At 60.0% G+C, this 17831-nt stretch carries 16 protein-coding genes; all 16 read left to right on the top strand.

Features of this window, described 5'->3' with window-relative positions:
- Positions 1–643: 643 nt before the first annotated feature.
- The 16 genes from tssA (at position 644) to icmH (ending at position 17824) form a co-directional block, all read left to right on the top strand.
- Positions 644–2206, top strand: a complete 1563-nt coding sequence (tssA, locus tag AB9L16_RS25665; RefSeq protein ID WP_252877123.1) for a type VI secretion system protein TssA — start codon at positions 644–646, stop codon at positions 2204–2206.
- A 32-nt stretch (positions 2207–2238) separates the two neighbouring features.
- Positions 2239–2742, top strand: a complete 504-nt coding sequence (tssB, locus tag AB9L16_RS25660) for a type VI secretion system contractile sheath small subunit (protein WP_016772498.1) — start codon at positions 2239–2241, stop codon at positions 2740–2742.
- 28 nt (positions 2743–2770) lie between these two features.
- A complete protein-coding gene (gene tssC / locus AB9L16_RS25655) occupies positions 2771–4246 on the top strand; it encodes a type VI secretion system contractile sheath large subunit (protein WP_016772499.1) in 1476 nt (491 codons plus the stop codon).
- Between the two features lie 9 nt (positions 4247–4255).
- On the top strand, positions 4256–4663 hold the full coding sequence (gene tssE / locus AB9L16_RS25650) for a type VI secretion system baseplate subunit TssE (RefSeq protein ID WP_007920274.1): 408 nt from the start codon (positions 4256–4258) through the stop codon (positions 4661–4663).
- A gap of 11 nt (positions 4664–4674) precedes the next feature.
- Positions 4675–5181 carry a PAAR domain-containing protein gene (locus tag AB9L16_RS25645; protein WP_353187220.1) on the top strand — a complete coding sequence of 169 codons (507 nt, stop codon included), beginning with the start codon at positions 4675–4677 and terminating at the stop codon, positions 5179–5181.
- Between the two features lie 4 nt (positions 5182–5185).
- A complete protein-coding gene (locus AB9L16_RS25640) occupies positions 5186–6037 on the top strand; it encodes a hypothetical protein (RefSeq protein ID WP_095181221.1) in 852 nt (283 codons plus the stop codon).
- A complete protein-coding gene (locus tag AB9L16_RS25635; RefSeq protein WP_056790885.1) occupies positions 6034–6411 on the top strand; it encodes a hypothetical protein in 378 nt (125 codons plus the stop codon). Before AB9L16_RS25640 ends, AB9L16_RS25635 begins: the two co-directional genes overlap by 4 nt.
- Before the next feature lie 80 nt (positions 6412–6491).
- Positions 6492–8279 (top strand): type VI secretion system baseplate subunit TssF, encoded by a 1788-nt coding sequence (tssF, locus tag AB9L16_RS25630; RefSeq protein ID WP_056790882.1) that lies wholly within the window; start codon positions 6492–6494, stop codon positions 8277–8279.
- Positions 8243–9250, top strand: a complete 1008-nt coding sequence (gene tssG / locus AB9L16_RS25625) for a type VI secretion system baseplate subunit TssG (RefSeq protein ID WP_095181222.1) — start codon at positions 8243–8245, stop codon at positions 9248–9250. The genes tssF and tssG overlap by 37 nt, the downstream gene beginning before the upstream one ends.
- 11 nt (positions 9251–9261) lie before the next feature.
- On the top strand, positions 9262–11919 hold the full coding sequence (gene tssH / locus AB9L16_RS25620) for a type VI secretion system ATPase TssH (RefSeq protein ID WP_041476615.1): 2658 nt from the start codon (positions 9262–9264) through the stop codon (positions 11917–11919).
- 10 nt (positions 11920–11929) lie between these two features.
- Positions 11930–13450 carry a sigma-54-dependent Fis family transcriptional regulator gene (locus tag AB9L16_RS25615; RefSeq protein WP_150637159.1) on the top strand — a complete coding sequence of 507 codons (1521 nt, stop codon included), beginning with the start codon at positions 11930–11932 and terminating at the stop codon, positions 13448–13450.
- A 297-nt stretch (positions 13451–13747) separates the two neighbouring features.
- Positions 13748–13888: a hypothetical protein gene (locus AB9L16_RS25610; RefSeq protein WP_003229566.1), complete on the top strand. Its 141-nt coding sequence runs from the start codon at positions 13748–13750 to the stop codon at positions 13886–13888.
- A gap of 18 nt (positions 13889–13906) precedes the next feature.
- Positions 13907–15103 (top strand): type VI secretion system-associated FHA domain protein TagH, encoded by a 1197-nt coding sequence (tagH, locus tag AB9L16_RS25605; RefSeq protein ID WP_056790868.1) that lies wholly within the window; start codon positions 13907–13909, stop codon positions 15101–15103.
- A gap of 5 nt (positions 15104–15108) precedes the next feature.
- A complete protein-coding gene (tssJ, locus tag AB9L16_RS25600; protein ID WP_016772509.1) occupies positions 15109–15609 on the top strand; it encodes a type VI secretion system lipoprotein TssJ in 501 nt (166 codons plus the stop codon).
- 2 nt (positions 15610–15611) lie between these two features.
- The gene (tssK, locus tag AB9L16_RS25595; protein ID WP_256807612.1) at positions 15612–16943 is read left to right on the top strand and encodes a type VI secretion system baseplate subunit TssK; all 1332 of its coding nucleotides are present in this window, start codon (positions 15612–15614) and stop codon (positions 16941–16943) included.
- Between the two features lie 5 nt (positions 16944–16948).
- A complete protein-coding gene (gene icmH, locus AB9L16_RS25590) occupies positions 16949–17824 on the top strand; it encodes a type IVB secretion system protein IcmH/DotU (protein WP_016772511.1) in 876 nt (291 codons plus the stop codon).
- Positions 17825–17831 lie beyond the last annotated feature (7 nt).

Genomic DNA, 17831 nt, shown 5'->3' with positions numbered 1-17831 from the left:
GCGCATGAAAAGTTGCCAGGGCAAGCTAGCGGCGCGGCAAACTAATTGATGTAAGAAGTATCCCTGAAATTTGTCAGAGTATTCCGGTGTGGAAGTCTTGGTTGGAATGCGAGAAGTGTCTGTAGGACGCGGCTCGGATAACTATCGAAGTGCCAGTATTTGCCGGGGGAGTAAAGTTTCAGAATAATGAAATGCCATCATTATAGTGGCACTTTTTGCATTGATCGTTGTCGCTGCAAACTTCTCGATGGAACCCGGTCATTTTAGGAAGTGTCCTACTTCTATTTTTTTTTGAATTTGGCATGCTGCACGCCGCTCGAGGGTGCGGGCGTCAGGTAAACTCGCCCGGCTGCGGCCGAGGCTCTGGGACAATGGTTTGGCGGGAGCCGGGAAAATGCGCTGATTTATAAACGGCATCAGGGAAACCCCTGCGACATATAGGGCGATCTCCTACAGATCGCAATGAACAGTTCGTCTTGTTGTTTAATCAGATGCTTGCTAGTGGCCATCATAGTGATTACGATGCGCCCACTTGAAAGAGCACATCTCAATTGGATGAGTCGCTGAACTGCTCTTCGATACTGTCCCGCGTTGCTGAAACTCCATTCACGCGCATGACTGTAATCCTTAATAAAGGCCATGGATGTCCTACTCAAGCAAACTTTCCGCCCATTACCTCGAACTCGCAAAAGTCTCTGTTTCCAAAGAGAATTTTGCGGGCGAAGACGTTCGTTTTTCGAGCGAATTCGAGGCGCTGGAAAGTGAGCTGGCCAAGGCTTCGTCGATGCACGAAAGCGGGCAGATCGACTGGCTGAAAATCCGCGAAAACAGCGAAAATCTGCTGCGTACCCAATCCAAGGATCTGCGTGTCGGCGCCTGGCTGACCTGGTCGCTGTACCAGCGCGAATCCTTCCCCGGGCTGCTTGCCGGCCTCGGTCTGCTGCACCATCTGTCGGAAAACAACTGGGCCGACGTCCACCCGCTCAAACCCCGCACCCGTGCCGCCGCGATCGGCTGGCTGGTGCCGCGTCTCGAGCAGGTCATCACCGAAAACATTGCGATCAAAGAGCAGTTGCCGATGTTCCGGCAGCTCTCCGAGCACCTGGCCGGTCTTGAGGCCGCGTGCACTGAACATCTGGGCGATGACGCGCCACTGCTGCTGCCGATCTCCCGCCGCCTGAAAACCATGATCCAGCGTGCCGCCGACAACCAGCCGGCACCCGGCGTGGTGGGCGCGGCGGTGGCGCAGGTCAAGCAGGCCGCGACCCAGTTGCTCACCCCTGGCGCGCCGATCGACAACGAGCGGGATGCGCACAAAGCCCTGCGCGCCCAGCAGGACAGCGCCCGGCCGTTGTGTGCCTGGTGGCTCAAGCAGAAGGCTACCGATCTGCGTGCCCTGCGCCTCAATCGCACGCTGTTGTGGATGACCATCGACGCGGTGCCCGAGCGCAACGCCGAGCAGATCACCGTGCTGCGCGGTCTGCCGCTGGAAAAGCTCAAGCTCTATCAGGACCGTTTCGATCAGGGCAAATACGCCGATCTGCTGGTGGAACTGGAGGCGAGCCTGGCGAAGGCGCCGTTCTGGTTCGATGGCCAGAGGATGGTCTGGGAATGTCTCCAGAACCTCAACGCCGAGCTGGCCATGCGCGAAGTGGAAATCCACTTCGCGCTTTTGATTCAGCGCCTGCCGGGCATCATCGAGTTGCGCTTCCATGACGGCGCGCCGTTTGCCGATCCGTCCACCCGCGCGTGGATCGCCGCCAACGTCATGCCGCATCTGCAAAGCGCCAGCGCGCCGCGCAAGGTCGAAAGCGAGAACGTTGAAACCCAGCCGGCCTGGGAAAAAGCCCTCGAGGAAGTCCAGCCGATTCTGCGCAAGGAAGGTTTGAAGCCGGCCGTGCAGATTCTCAAGCAGGGTCTGCAATCGGCCCACGGTGGCCGTGAACGCTTCTTCTGGCAGTTCAGCCTCGCGCGGCTGTGTTTCCTGGCCAAGAAATACGAACTGGCCAAGAACCAGCTCGAAACCCTCGATCAGACATTACAGGACTCAGGCCTGCACGCCTGGGAGCCCGATCTTGCATTGCAAGTGCTGCACCTGCTGCACAGTTGCTGCGAGTTGTTGCCGCAGAACCACGCCGTACGTGAAAGCAAGGAAGAGATTTATCGCAGGCTGTGCCACCTCGACCTCGAAGTGGTACTCGAATAGGCCCCAGGGCCACAACCGCAAGGAGAAAAGCCATGGCCAAAGAAGGCTCGGTAGCCCCCAAGGAACGCATCAACGTCACCTTCAAACCCGCCACCGGCGGAGCTCAGGAAGAGATTGAACTGCCGCTGAAGCTGCTGGCAATCGGTGACTACACCCACCGCAAGGACGATCGCAAAATCGAAGATCGCAAGCCGATCAGCATCGACAAGATGACCTTCGACGAAGTGTTGGCCAAGCAAGAGCTGGGTCTGACGCTGAGCGTGCCGAACCGTCTGCAGGAAGATGGCGAGGCTGAAGAGCTGGCCGTGCAATTGCGCGTCAATTCGATGAAGGACTTCAACCCGGCCAGCCTGGTCGAGCAAGTGCCTGAGCTGAAAAAACTGATGGAACTGCGCGATGCGCTGGTGGCCCTCAAAGGCCCGCTGGGTAACGCACCTGCGTTCCGTAAAGCGATCGAAGGCGTGCTCGCCGACGACGAATCCCGCGGTCGCGTACTCGGTGAGCTGGGCCTGAACGCCGCAGCCCCGGACGCCTGAGACTCCAGTAGCCAAGGAAGCCAACACAATGAGCACTAGCGCAGCACAAGAGAAGAGCGCCGCCAGCGGCGAATACAGCATTCTCGACAGCATCATCGCCGAAACCCGTCTGACTCCGGACGACGAAGCCTACGACATCGCCAAGCGTGGCGTGTCGGCGTTCATCGAAGAGCTGCTCAAGCCGCAGAACAACGGTGAGCCGGTCAAGAAAGCCATGGTTGACCGCATGATCGCCGAGATCGATGCCAAGCTCAGCCGTCAGATGGACGAGATCCTGCACCACCCGGATTTCCAGGCGCTGGAATCGTCGTGGCGTGGTCTGCAGTTGCTGGTCGACCGCACCAACTTCCGCGAAAACATCAAGATCGAAATCCTCAACGTCTCCAAAGAAGACCTGCTGGACGATTTCGAAGATTCGCCGGAAGTCATGCAGTCGGGCCTGTACAAGCACATCTACACCGCTGAATACGGCCAGTTCGGTGGTCAGCCAGTGGGCGCGATCATCGCCAACTACTACATGTCGCCAAGCTCGCCAGACGTCAAGCTGATGCAGTACGTGGCCAGCGTTTCGTGCATGTCCCACGCGCCGTTCATCGCTGCCGCCGGCCCGAAATTCTTCGGTCTGGAAAGCTTCACCGGCCTGCCGGATCTGAAAGACCTGAAAGATCACTTCGAAGGCCCGCAATTCGCCAAATGGCAGAGCTTCCGTACCTCGGAAGACTCGCGCTACGTTGGCCTGACCGTGCCGCGTTTCCTGCTGCGTAACCCGTACGATCCGGAAGAAAACCCGGTGAAATCGTTCGTGTACAAGGAAACCGTTGCCAACAGCCACGAGCACTACCTGTGGGGCAACACCGCTTACGCGTTCGGCACCAAGCTGACCGACAGCTTCGCCAAATTCCGCTGGTGCCCGAACATCATCGGCCCGCAGAGCGGTGGCGCGGTTGAAGATCTGCCTCTGCACCATTTCGAAAGCATGGGCGAAATCGAAACCAAGATCCCTACCGAAGTATTGGTTTCCGACCGTCGTGAATACGAACTGGCCGAGGAAGGCTTCATCTCCCTGACCATGCGCAAAGGCTCCGACAACGCGGCGTTCTTCTCCGCAAGCTCGGTGCAGAAGCCGAAGTTCTTCGGCATCAGCGCAGAAGGCAAGGCGGCAGAGCTGAACTACAAGCTCGGCACCCAACTGCCGTACATGATGATCGTCAACCGCCTGGCTCACTACTTGAAAGTGCTGCAGCGCGAGCAACTCGGTTCGTGGAAAGAGCGTACCGACCTCGAGCTGGAACTGAACAAGTGGATCCGTCAGTACGTTGCCGACCAGGAAAACCCGAGCGCCGAAGTGCGTGGCCGTCGTCCGCTGCGCGCTGCGCAAGTGATCGTCAGCGACGTTGAAGGCGAGCCGGGCTGGTACCGCGTGAGCTTGAACGTGCGTCCGCACTTCAAGTACATGGGTGCCGATTTCACCCTGTCGCTGGTTGGCAAGCTGGACAAAGAGTAAGAGCGACTCATGGACGGATACGGCAGCCTGTTCGAACGCCTCAACGGCGACGCACAACTACGCAAGGGCAACAGCCTTGAGGCTTGTGCCATGGCGTCAGTGGCTGCCCATCTGGCCAAAATGCTCAGCACCCGGGCCGGCAGCGTGCAAACGCTGGCCGACTACGGGTTGCCCGATCTCAATGACATGCGTCTGAGCCTGCACGACTCCCTGAGTCAGGCACGTCTGGCTATCGAAAACTTCATCGAAGCCTACGAGCCACGCCTGAGCAATGTGCGTGTCATTTCCCTGCCGCGTGACCACGATCAACTTCGCCTGGCCTTCAGTATCGAAGGCCTGCTGGAAGTTGAAGGGTTCAAGCGCCAGGTCAGTTTTTCCGCGCGCCTGGATGGCAGCGGTCAAGTCAAGGTCACCTAAGGAGATCCCCGATGTCTGGCAAACCCGCAGCACGCGTATCCGACCCCACCGCTTGCCCGCTCCCCGGCCACGGCACCAACCCGATCGCCGCCGGTTCCGGCGACGTATTCTTCGACGGCCTCGCGGCCGCCCGCCAAGGCGATGCGTCGGCGTGTGGTGGTGCGATGTCCGGCGGCTTGGCGACCACTGTTCTGATCAACGGCAAACCGGCTGCGACAGTAGGTTCGGTTGGATCTCACGGCAACAAGGTCACGGCTGGGTCCGGGACGGTGATTATTGGCAATTCGCATACGCCAGCGCCGTTTGTGCCGCCAGAGCCTGTTGTTATTCCCGGAGTCTTTAACCGTGTTTTTTCCTTCCATGCAGCGGATGGACAGCCCGTCGAGAACTTGAATTACAGAATGGTTTCTGAGAGTGGATTAGAAAAAGCAGGACGTTCATCGGCGGCCGGTGGCACGGGATGTTTCTCGACGGGTAAACAAGGCGAGATGGTTACCATCTACGTGTCGGCGGAGTAAGCACGTGGAAACCTCTATTGTTATCGATGGCATCGCACATATTTTCGAGACCTCCGATGGTAAAACGGAGTTGAAAATTGAAGGCGAAACTACGCCTAGCGAGGATAAAGAGCCGAAAAAGCTTCCTTTGCCAAGTATGTGGCTGATAACTAGAGGCAATGGCGTGCCTCTCTTCGCGGTAAAGCCGAATGCGACAGATGCACAGTTCAGAATCATGACGGCCGAAAAACTGTATGCGGAAGCCATTCAGTGGTTTGAGCCGTTAGCTGATAATTATCGGGAAAAATCTTGGATAAATCCCGAGTCCAAAGTCGCTGGCACCGATGCATACAATGCATATAAACAATTTACTTGGGCGGAAATTGCCAAGTTTGCAGCTGTTGACAGAATGTCGATTAGCTTCGCCGCTAAAATGCCGGGTGATTGGAAAAACAGTCCGGAGGGCGGTTCTGGATTCTTGTTGGTCATGATCGAGGGCGAACCTTACTGGGCTGACGGTGTAGGGCAAATACCATTCGCTACCGATACATACCGGTTATATCTGGAGGAAACCAAGTCCGTGGAAACGGCTATCAAGAAAACCGTTGAAACCGGCATGGAGTATGGCGATGGTCTTCCTATATTTCCGAAGGAGGACAAAACCAATGAATACGATAACTACATGGTGCTGCGCGGTGCTTTGTGGGCCTCCGAGAACTTTGATCTACGTACGGAAACGGTAAAAGTATTTGTGGGGCGAATGGGCTATCGCGAGAAAGTAATTACGAGCACGGTTTATCTCGGCGTTTCCGACCAGAAGTTGAAAAGCTTCATTACGCAGGGCTCTGTAGATACGTACGGAGAGTGGAAGAGATGATGACGAGAATAGCTGGGAGCTTGCTCGTCCATTTTTTTACCTGCGTAATTTACGTCGTTGTTAATTACTATGGTGTTTCTCTCTATAAATTTTTATTCGGCGGGTTAACGTCCCGTGGTGCTTCCATTGGAATTGCCATGTATATGGTTTTTTACTTATTCATTTTTGTTAATTTGCTCGTTGCTGTAATTCCGAATCGACGTTTTAAGTTGTGTGTTGTGTTTTTTATGGTGGCCTTGATATTGGTTTATCTGCTGCCGCTTTATCCCGTTCGAGCGTTGGCCTATATCGTTCTAACAGGCGGACTTACTACGCTGGCGATATTGGTGGCCGGCAAGTTTGAAAGGTTTTTGTTGGCCCGGGGTGCGAAATGATTTTTTTCGTTTTCCGCTATTAGTGCTTTTGGTCGATTAATTTTTTTAAATCAAACGAATCAATACCCAGGCAGCCAGAAATGTCCTTTAACCACTACTACCAAAGCGAACTCACCGCACTGCGCCAGCTCGGTCGCCGTTTCGCCGAGCGTAGTCCGGCGCTGGCGCCGTATCTGGGGCAGGCCGGGCGGGATCCGGATGTGGAGCGGTTGCTGGAAGGCTTTGCGTTCCTTACCGGGCGTCTGCGCCAGAAGCTCGATGACGAACTGCCGGAGCTCAGCCATTCGCTGATGCAGCTGCTGTGGCCGAACTACATGCGTCCGCTGCCGGCGTTCAGCATTCTGCAGTTTGATCCGCTCAAGCGTTCCGGCCCGGCGCTGCTGGTTGAGCGCGATACGCCGATCGAGAGCAAGCCGATAGAAGACGTGCGCTGCCGCTTCCGCACCTGCTATCCGACCGAAGTCTTGCCGCTGGATCTTGCCGCGCTGAATTACTCGGTGAAGGGCGACGGTTCGCTGCTCAGCCTGCGTCTGGAAATGAGCGCCGACGGCCACCTCGGCGAACTGGAACTGAGCAAGCTGCGCCTGCACTTTGCCGGTGAGCGTTACATCAGCCAGATGCTGTATCTGAGCCTGCTGCGCAACCTCGAAGGCATCGAGCTGATCCCGCTCGACGCCGCCGGCAAGCCGATTGATGGCGTCAGCGGCAAACCGATGGCGTTCAAGATTCCCGGTGATCGGGTCAAACCAGTGGGCTTTGCCGAAGAAGAAGCGTTGATTCCGTATCCGCTGAACACCTTCCGTGGCTATCGCTACCTGCAGGAATATTTCGCCTTCCAGGACAAGTTCCTGTTCGTCGACGTCAACGGTCTGGACATTCTCAAGGCGCTGCCGGAAGACACGCTCAAGCAGATGCGTGGTCTCGAACTGCGCTTCGACATCCGCAAGAGCGGCATCATGCGCATGCGCCCGACCCTCGATAACGTGAAGCTGTTCTGCACGCCGATCGTCAATCTGTTCGAGCACGACGCGCTGCCGATCCGTCTCGATGGCAAGCAGGACGAGTACCTGTTGCTGCCGGCGGAATACGACCTGGAAAACTGCGGTGTGTTCTCGGTGGAAACCGTCACTGGCTGGAAGCCCGGCGGTCTCGGTTATCAGGAATACGTGCCGTTCGAGTCCTTCGAGCACGACCCGAGTTTCGACGTGCCCAACAGCCGTCCGCATTACAGCATTCGCCAGCGTTCGTCCTTATTGCATGACGGCCTCGACACTTACCTGAGCTTCGGCATCCGCCACACCGAAGCCCACGAAACCCTGTCGATCGAGCTGATGTGCACCAACCAGAACCTGCCGAAAAAGCTCAAGCTCGGCGACATCTGCATGGCCAGCGAGCAGACCCCGGAATTCCTCAGTTTCCGCAACATCACCCCGGCCACTCCGAGTTTCGCGCCGCCGCTGAACCGTGACTTCCTGTGGAAGCTGATCAGCAACATGTCGCTTAACTATCTGTCGCTGGCGGACGTCAATGCGTTGAAGGTGATTCTGGAAACCTACGACCTGCCTCGCTACTACGACCAGCACGCGGAAAAGGTCAGCAAGCGCCTGCTCGGCGGCCTCAAGCACATCAAGCATCACCACGTCGACCGCCTGCATCGCGGTCTGCCGGTGCGCGGTTTGCGCACCGAACTGACCATCGACCCGGAAGGCTATATCGGCGAAGGCGACCTGTTCGTCTTCGCTTCGGTTCTCAACGAGTTTTTCGCGCTTTACGCCAGTCTCAATTCATTCCATGAGCTGCGGGTAAAAAGCACACAGGGAGAGGTGTACCAATGGACACCACGTATGGGCCTGCAGCCCCTGCTTTAAGCGGGCTGACCAAGGTAATACGCGAGTACTCGCTGTTTCAGGCCGTGCTGCTGGTGATCGACCGGCTGCGCGAGGCACACCCGCATCTGAGCGAAGACGATCTGTACGACCAGGTCGAGTTCCAGGCCAACCCGAGCCTGGGCTTTCCGCGCAGCGATGTCGATCGCGTCGAGTTTTTCGAAGAACACGGCAAGATGCGCGCGCGCATGCGCTTCAACCTGATCGGCCTGGTCGGCTCCGGTTCGCCGCTGCCAGCGTTCTATGGCGAACAAGCCCTGGGCGACAGCGAGGACGGCAACCCGACGCGCAATTTCCTCGACCTGTTCCACCATCGCCTGCAACGACTGATGCTGCCGATCTGGCGCAAGTACCGCTACCGCGCGAGCTTCCAGAGCGGCGCGATCGATCCCTTCTCGGCGCAACTTTTTGCGCTGATCGGCCTGGGCGGCGACGAGATCCGCAAGGCCAAGGAACTCAACTGGAAACGCCTGCTGCCGTACCTCGGTCTGCTCAGCTTGCGGGCGCACTCGGCGGCGTTGATCGAAGCCGTGCTGCGTTACTACTTCAAGCACGAAGACCTGGTCATCGAGCAGTGCATCGAGCGCCGCGTGGAAATTCTCGAAGAGCAACGCAATCGTTTGGGCCGCGCCAACAGCGTACTCGGCGAAGACCTGGTGCTGGGCGAGCACGTGCGCGACCGCAGCGGCAAATTCCGCATCCACATCACCGAACTCGACTGGCAGCGATTCCATGAATTCCTGCCGATCGGTTTCGGCTACCAGCCGCTCTGCGCGCTGGTGCGGTTCACCTTGCGTGACCCGCTCGATTACGACATCCGCCTGGTCCTGCGCCAGGAAGAAATCCGCGAACTGCGCATCGGTGAGCAGAACGCCTGTCGCCTCGGTTGGACCAGTTGGCTGGGCCGCGAAAAAGCGGACGGCGTGGTGACCCTGGGCAGCAAAATTCATTAAGGACGTGAGCCATGATCAACGTAGACCTGCAACAACTCATCCAGGCGCTGGACGCCGAAACCCGTCGTGATCTGGAGCGTTCGGCCGAGCGTTGCGTCGCCCGGGGCGGCAGCAAGATTCTCGTCGAAGACTTGCTGCTGGGCTTGCTCGAGCGTCCGAACGGCTTGCTGTCGCGCGCGTTGCAAGATGCTGACGTCGACGCCGGTGAACTGACCGCTGCATTGCAATCGCGAGTCGAGCACAGCGCTTCGCGCAACCCGGTGTTCGCCCCGGAACTGGTGCAATGGCTGCAAGACGCGCTGCTGGTGGCCAACCTCGAACTGGGCCAGACCCAGGTCGAAGACGCGGCGCTGATCCTGGCTTTGTTGCGCAACCCGATGCGTTACGCCGGCAGCCGTTATCAGCCGCTGCTCGCCAAGCTGAACATCGATCGCCTGAAGGAATTTGCCCTGTCGCAACAGGAGCAACCGGCGGCCAATGGCAAACCGGCGGCACAGGGCGAATCGCTGTTGCAGCGCTTCACCCACAACCTGACCCAGCAGGCCCGCGACGGCAAACTCGACCCGGTGCTGTGCCGTGACGGCGCGATCCGCCAGATGGTCGACATCCTCGCCCGTCGCCGCAAGAACAACCCGATCGTCGTCGGTGAGGCCGGTGTCGGTAAAACCGCCATCGTCGAAGGCCTCGCTTCGCGCATCGCTGCCGGTGAAGTGCCGCAGGTACTCAAAGGCGTTGAATTACTCTCGCTGGACATGGGCCTGTTGCAGGCCGGCGCCAGCGTCAAAGGTGAATTCGAGCGTCGTTTGAAAGGCGTGATTGATGAGGTCAAAGCCTCGCCAAAACCGATCATTCTGTTTATCGACGAAGCTCACACCCTGATCGGCGCGGGCGGTAATGCCGGCGGTTCCGACGCGGCCAACCTGCTGAAACCCGCGCTGGCCCGTGGCGAACTGCGCACCATCGCCGCGACCACCTGGGCCGAGTACAAGAAATACTTCGAGAAAGACCCGGCGCTGGCCCGTCGTTTCCAGCCTGTGCAACTGCACGAACCGACCGTCAGCGAAGCGGTGACCATTCTGCGTGGTCTGGCTCAGGTCTACGAGAAGAGCCACGGCATCTACCTGCGCGATGACGCGGTGGTGTCCGCTGCTGAATTGTCTGCGCGTTACCTGGCCGGTCGGCAACTGCCGGACAAGGCTGTAGACGTCCTCGACACCGCGTGCGCCCGCGTGCGCATCAGCCTCGCTGCGGCCCCGGAAAGCCTCGAGCGCCTGCGTGGCGAACTGGCTGAAGGCGGCCGTCAGCGTCAGGCCCTGCGCCGCGATGCCGAGGCCGGTCTGCTGATCGACCACGAAGCGCTGGAGGCGCTGGAAGCGCGGCTGGACGAAGCGGAAAGCGAGATGGTTGCGCTCGAGACCCTGTGGACTGAGCAGAAAGAGCTGGCCGAGCGTCTGCTGGAACTGCGTCAGCAACTGGCCAAGGCTCGCGAAGCCGCAGCCGTCGAGCCGACCGTCAGCGTGGAAGAAGACGCCGAAGGCACCGTGATTGAAACTCTGGTCGCCGAAGTCGAAGAAGGCCAAAGCGTCGAAGCGCTGGAAGCCCAATTGCATGAAACCCACGCCGCGTTGACTGCCGCGCAAGTCAAAGAACGCCTGGTCAGCTTCGAAGTCTGCCCGCGTCTGGTTGCCGAAGTGATCAGCGCCTGGACCGGCGTGCCGTTGGCGCAACTGGCCCGCGAGCACAACGCCAAGGTCGCCAGTTTCGCCACCGACCTGCGCACGCGCATCCGTGGTCAGGAACAAGCCGTGCACGCGCTAGATCGTTCGATGCGCGCGACCGCTGCCGGTCTGAACAAGCCTGATGCACCGGTCGGGGTTTTCCTGCTGGTCGGCCCGAGCGGCGTCGGCAAGACCGAAACCGCGCTGGCACTGGCGGACCTGCTGTACGGCGGCGACCGCTTCATCACTACCATCAACATGTCCGAGTTCCAGGAAAAGCACACCGTCTCGCGTCTGATTGGTGCGCCACCGGGCTACGTCGGTTACGGCGAGGGCGGCATGCTCACCGAAGCCGTGCGCCAGAAGCCGTATTCGGTGGTGTTGCTCGATGAAGTCGAGAAGGCTGATCCGGACGTGCTCAACCTGTTCTACCAAATCTTCGACAAAGGCGTGGCCAACGATGGCGAAGGTCGCGAAATCGACTTCCGCAATACGTTGATCCTGATGACCTCGAACCTGGGTAGCGACAAGATCAGCGAACTCTGCGAAGACGGCGCGCGGCCGACCGCCGAAGTGCTCGAAGAAACCATTCGCCCGGTACTCAGCAAACACTTCAAACCGGCGCTGCTGGCGCGGATGAAAGTGGTGCCGTACTACCCGGTGGGCGGCCCGGTGCTGCGCGAGCTGATCGAGATCAAACTCGGCCGTCTCGGCGAGCGCCTGAACCGCCGTCAGCTGGAGTTCAGCTGGTGCCAGAACCTCGTCGATCACCTGTCCGAGCGCTGCACGCAAAGCGAAAGCGGCGCGCGCCTGATCGATCATCTGCTCGATCAACACGTGCTGCCGCTGGTGGCCGATCGTCTGCTTGATGCGATGGCGACCGGCGAGAGCCTCAAGCGTGTGCATGCCACGCTCGACGGCAACTCCAGCGTGACCTGCGAGTTCGTCTGAGGTGGGCGTGATGTTCACTCAGGTGCCGCAGCCACTGGTCTATGCCGAAGCGTTGCTGGCGCAGTTCGCCAGTCTGTCGCGGGCGGCGGACAGTGCTGCGCTGCTGGGTGAATTCGTCCGTGGGTTGGCCGAGCTGAGCGGCTGTGAATTGACGCAGCTGTATCTGCTCGATGCCACCCACACTTGCCTGGGGATGAACGCCGAGTGCCTCGACGGTGCGCTGCAACCGCGTCAGGCGGCGAGCATGCCAGCGGATTACAACGGCGAGCAACTGCTGCAATTCGCCCTGTGCCAGAACCGCGTGGTGTGCCTCGACGACCTGACCGGCAGCCTGCACGAAACCAGTTTTCTACCGGCGGCGAGCACGCCGTGGCAGTCGCTGTTGTGCGTGCCGCTGGTCAATCAGCACAAGTCGGTCGAGGGCTTGCTGCTCTGCGCCAGCCGTCGGCGTACTGACCTTCAGGGTTTTGCCGATTCCCTCGGCCAGCTCGGCTCGTTCGTGCTCGGCCAACTGCATCTGCTGCAACGCCTGCGTCAGCCAGCCGCCGAATCGGCCACCGCCACACGCAGCGTGCCGAGCATCAGCGGCTACGGCCTGATCGGCAAAAGCGCGGCGATGCGCCAGACCTATTCGCTGATCAGCAAGATTCTTCACAGCCCGTACACTGTGCTGTTGCGTGGCGAGACCGGCACCGGCAAGGAGGTGGTGGCGCGGGCGATCCACGATTGCGGCCCGCGTCGCTCCCAGGCGTTCATCGTGCAGAACTGCGCGGCGTTCCCGGAAAACCTGCTGGAAAGCGAACTGTTCGGCTACCGCAAAGGCGCCTTCACCGGCGCCGATCGAGATCGCGCAGGGCTGTTCGACGCGGCCAATGGCGGCACGTTGCTGCTCGATGAAATCGGCGACATGCCGTTGTCGCTGCAAGCGAAGATTCTGCGTGTGTTGCAGGAAGGCGAGATTCGTCCGCTGGGTTCCAACGACACGCACAAGATCGACGTGCGCATCATCGCCGCGACGCACCGTGATCTGGCGGCGCTGGTCAGCGAAGGCAAGTTCCGCGAGGACTTGTACTACCGCCTCGCACAATTCCCGATCGAGCTGCCGGCCCTGCGTCAGCGCGAAGGCGACATCCTCGATCTGGCCCGGCATTTCGCCGAGAAGACCTGCACCTTTCTGCAGCGTGATCCGGTGCGCTGGTCGGATTCGGCGCTGGAGCATCTGTGCGGTTACACCTTCCCCGGCAACGTTCGCGAACTCAAGGCACTGGTCGAGCGCGCGGTATTGCTGTGTGAAGGCGGCGAGTTGCTCGCCGAGCATTTTTCCCTGCGTCTGGAACCGATGCCCGAAGACAACAGCGGCCTGAATCTGCGCGAACGCCTGGAGCAAGTCGAGCGCACATTGCTGCTCGATTGCCTGCGCAAGAACGACGGCAACCAGACCCTCGCGGCCCGCGAACTGGGCCTGCCACGGCGCACGCTGCTGTACCGCCTCGGGCGCCTGAATATCAATTTGGGTGACTTTGATGGTTGAGCTACAGCACTTCTTCGAACCCAACACATACCCTGTGGCGAGGGGATTTATCCCCGTTCGGCTGCGCAGCAGTCGCAGTCCGGTACATACGGTTTCACTGAGAAATCGCGCTGGCAGGTTATGGGGACGCTGCGCACCCCAACGGGGACAAGTCCCCTCGCCACGGGAGGTCGCCGTACCTCCAGGCTATGGCTCAAGGCCCCGATCTAGAGGCTTCGAGCCCACCTCAAAAACTTATTTCAGCGCCGCCCGCAAGGGTCGGCGCTTTGTGCTTTGTCTACACCTGGAGACCCTCTGATGTCTGTTCGTCACTGGCACGCTGTCCTGCTGACCCTCGTCGTTCTATGCGGCCTTGGCGGCTGTAGCGGCAATTACAAATTCAACGACAACGACTATCGCCCGTTGGGTGATCCGCAAGCGGTCAATCGCGGCAAGTGACCGCAAGGAGCATCAAACATGGAATTGGTTTTCGAAATGCTGAACACCAAGCAGTTCGTGCCCACCGAGCTGTGCCAGCGGACCTTCAAGCAGGCCGGCGGCGTGATCGGGCGCGGCGAGGACTGCGACTGGATCATCCCTGACCGCAAGCGGCACCTGTCCAATCATCACGCGATTGTCAGCTACCGCGAGGGCTCGTTCTTCCTCACCGACACCAGCAGCAACGGTGTCCAGGACGGCAGCAGCGGCGCGCGCCTGCACAAGGGCGAGCCGGTGCGCATCGAGCACGGCAGCACCTACATTCTCGGCGACTTCGAGATCCGTGCGCGGCTGGTCCGTGACCCGGCGACCTTCGACGGCGAAGTCGGCCGCCCGCGCGCCGCTGGCAGCATCATTCCGGACGACGCGTTCCTTGACCTCGACCCGCTCAACGCCCTCGAACAGCAAGAGCGCGTGTACTCGGAAATCGACGAACTGCTGTCGCCCACCGCCAAGCCGGAAGACTCCCGTCAGCGTGCCGACTACGCGCGCATCGACATGGAAAGCCTGATGGTCCCGGAGCTGATTGCCGCCCCGGTCGAACCTGAGCCGGCGCCTGCACCGAAAGCCGTCGAGCGTCAGAGCGAAGGTTTCTGGGAACACTTCGGCGCGGCGCTGGGCGTCGACGTCAAAGGCCTCAGCCACGACGAACGCGAAGCGCTGGCGCTGAACGCTGCGCGGCTGCTGCGCCAGAGCATCGGTGGTTTGCAGCAGAGCCTGCGCACCCGCTCGGAGCTGAAAAACGAGCTGCGTCTGGCCCAGACCACCGTGCAGGGCACCAACAAGAACCCGCTGAAATTCGCCGTCGACCCGAGCGAAGCACTGCAGATTCTGTTGCAGCCAAGCAAGCCTGGGCACCTGCCGGCCGAGCAGGCGATCTCCCGCGCATTCCGTGATTTGCAGGCGCACCAAGTGGCTCTGCTGACTGCCAGTCGCGCCGCCGTACGCGGCACGCTGGAGCACTTCTCGCCAGAGCAGCTGACCCTGCGTTTCGAGCGCGACAACAAGCCATTGATTGCAACATCGGGTGGGCGCTGGAGAGCGTTCGGCCGCTATCACCAGGCACTGCGTCAGGACGATGACTGGAGCGAGCGTCTGCTGGCCCGCGACTTTGCCCAGGCCTACGAAGAACAGATCCGCCTGATCTCCACCCTCCACACCGACCACCAAGGATGATGCGCATGTCTCGCCGCTCGACCGCTTTTTTCAAGACGCTGACTGCGCTCACCGTGCTGGTGCTGCTCGCTGGTTGCTCGTCGCTGTCGCCGTACTCGAAAGTGACCAAGATCAACCTCAAGCTGACCGGCAGCGATCAGCTCAATCCGGACCTCAACGGGCGGCCGTCGCCGATCGTCGTGCGCCTGTTCGAACTCAAGCACCCGGTGACCTTCGAGAACGCTGACTTCTTCAGCCTCTACGAACGCGCCAAGGAATCCCTCAACCCGGATCTGGTGGCCAGCGAAGAACTCGAACTGCGCCCGGGTGAAACCGTGGAACTGAAACTCAGCGTAGAGGAGGGCAGCCGTTACGTGGGCATCCTCGCCGCCTATCGCGACCTGCCGGATACCCAGTGGCGCCACACCGTGCAGATCACTCCGCTGGAACTCACCGAGGCTGATCTGACCCTCGATCAGGCCGGTATCCGCAACACCCAACAAGTGCTCGCCAAGGCGGATGACTGATCATGAACACCCATAAAGTCATTTGGCAGGAAGGCATGCTGCTGCGACCGCAGCACTTCCAGCACAACGATCGCTACTACGATCACCAGATGAAAACCCGCACGCAATTGCTCGGTGGCTACACCTGGGGTTTTCTCAACCTGGAAATCGACTTGCAGTTCCTCAACATGGGCAAACTGGTGATCAGTGAAGCCTCGGGGATTCTGCCGGACGGCAGCCTGTTCGAACTTGGTGGCAACACTGAGCCGCTGGCGCTGGACGTGCCGCCGAACACCGGCAACACGCCGATCTATCTGGCGCTGCCGCTGGTCACTGGCAACCACATCGAGGCCCGGCGCCCGGAGCAATCCGACGTGCTCGCGCGCTACACCGCGTATGACGCCGAAGTCGCCGACTCCAACGCCGGCGATGATTCCGCCAGCCAGGTCAGCTGCGGTCGTCCGGACTTCAAACTGTTGCTCGGCGAGCAGCAGAGCGATCAGGCCTACGTGAAGCTGAAAATCTGCGACGTGCTCGACACCACGCCCGACGGCGTGATCAGCCTCGACCCGGATTTCGTCCCGACCTACATTCAGGCCCACGCCTCCAGCTATTTGCTGTCGTGCCTGAAAGAAGTCATCAGCATGCTCAGCCACCGTGGCGACACGATTGCCGAGCGGATTCGCTCCAACGGCAAGGTCGGCGGCGCTGAAGTCGGCGACTTCATGATGTTGCAACTGATCAACCGCACCGAACTGCTGCTGCGTCACTATCTGGGTCTGGAGCAGGTGCATCCGGAAGAGTTGTACCGCACGCTGCTGACCATGCTCGGCGATCTGGCGACCTTCTCCGGCGAGAGCAAACGCCCGCGTCTGGACAGCCGCTATTCCCACGCCGATCAGGGCGCGAGCTTTCGCAAACTGATGGAAGCGATCCGTCAGGTGCTGTCGATGGTGCTCGAACAGCACGCCATCGAACTGATGCTGCAGGCGCGTCAGTACGGCATCATCGTCTCGCCGTTGCACGATCACAAACTGCTCGGCTCGGCCTCGTTCGTGCTGGCAGCCAGTGCCAACTGCGACTCCGAAGAACTGCGTCAGCGCTTGCCGCAGCACCTCAAGGTCGGCCCGGTGGAGCGCATCCGCCAACTGGTCAACCTGCACTTGCCGGGGATCAAGGTCAAACCGTTGCCGGTGGCCCCACGGCAGATCGCGTTCCACTCGAACAAAACCTATTTCATCCTCGAACTCAGTTCCGAAGACCTGGCACAACTCGAGCGCTCCGGCGGTTTCGCGTTCCACGTGTCCGGCGAATTCGCCGAGCTTGAACTGAAATTCTGGGCCATCAGGAACTGACCGACATGATCAAGGAAACGGATTACAACCAGGACGACAAAACCGTCCTGCTCGACCGTCAGGGCCACGGACCGGCATCGAGTCCGCTGACCGACTTCGCCGCGCCGCCGCGTTTCGAGCAACTGGAAGAACGCATGATCTACGCCGCGCGCCTGCGTCCGGCGGAGGCGTTCAACATCAGCCTCAACTCGCTGGTCGCCGCTTCGTCCGATCTGCTCTCGGAAGTGGTGCGTCTCAAGCACAGCGAGACCCGCGAAGATCTGTACGCGCTGAATGAGCGGCTGACCGCCGGGCTGAAGTTGTTCGAAGTGCGCGCCCTGCACAACGGTGCGGAAAGCAGCCAGGTAATGGCCGCGCGTTACGTGCTCTGCACCGTGGTCGACGAAGCCGTCGTGACCACGCCGTGGGGCAACGAAAGCGAGTGGTCGCAGATGAGCCTGCTGAGCAGCTTCCACAACGAAACCTTCGGCGGCGAGAAGTTTTTCCAGCTGCTCGATCGGCTGTCGAAAAACCCGGTCAAGCACCTGCCGATGCTCGAACTGATGTACCTGTGCCTGTCCCTCGGTTTCGAGGGCAAGTACCGCGTGCAGGCGCGCGGCATGCTTGAGCTTGAAGGCATCCGCGACGCCTTGTACCGGCAGATCCGTCAGTTGCGCGGCGACGTGCCGCGCGAGTTGTCGCCGCACTGGGAAGGTCTCAACGATCAGCGCCGCAACCTGGTGCGCATCGTGCCGGCGTGGATGGTGGTGCTCTTTACTCTGGTCTGTCTGGTGGTGATGTATTCGGGCTTCGCCTGGGTCCTGAGCGAACAACGCGACACCGTTCTGCATCCTTATCAGCCGCTTGATCCAGCCGCGGTGCAACCGCAGGCGCAGCCGTAAAACAGGG

The organism is Pseudomonas sp. LW8 (assembly GCF_041956865.1).
In the GTDB taxonomy this organism is placed as follows: Bacteria; Pseudomonadota; Gammaproteobacteria; order Pseudomonadales; family Pseudomonadaceae; genus Aquipseudomonas; species Aquipseudomonas siliginis.
The sequence above is the reverse complement of the archived record's forward strand: the minus strand, read 5'-3'. Positions and strand labels throughout refer to the sequence as shown.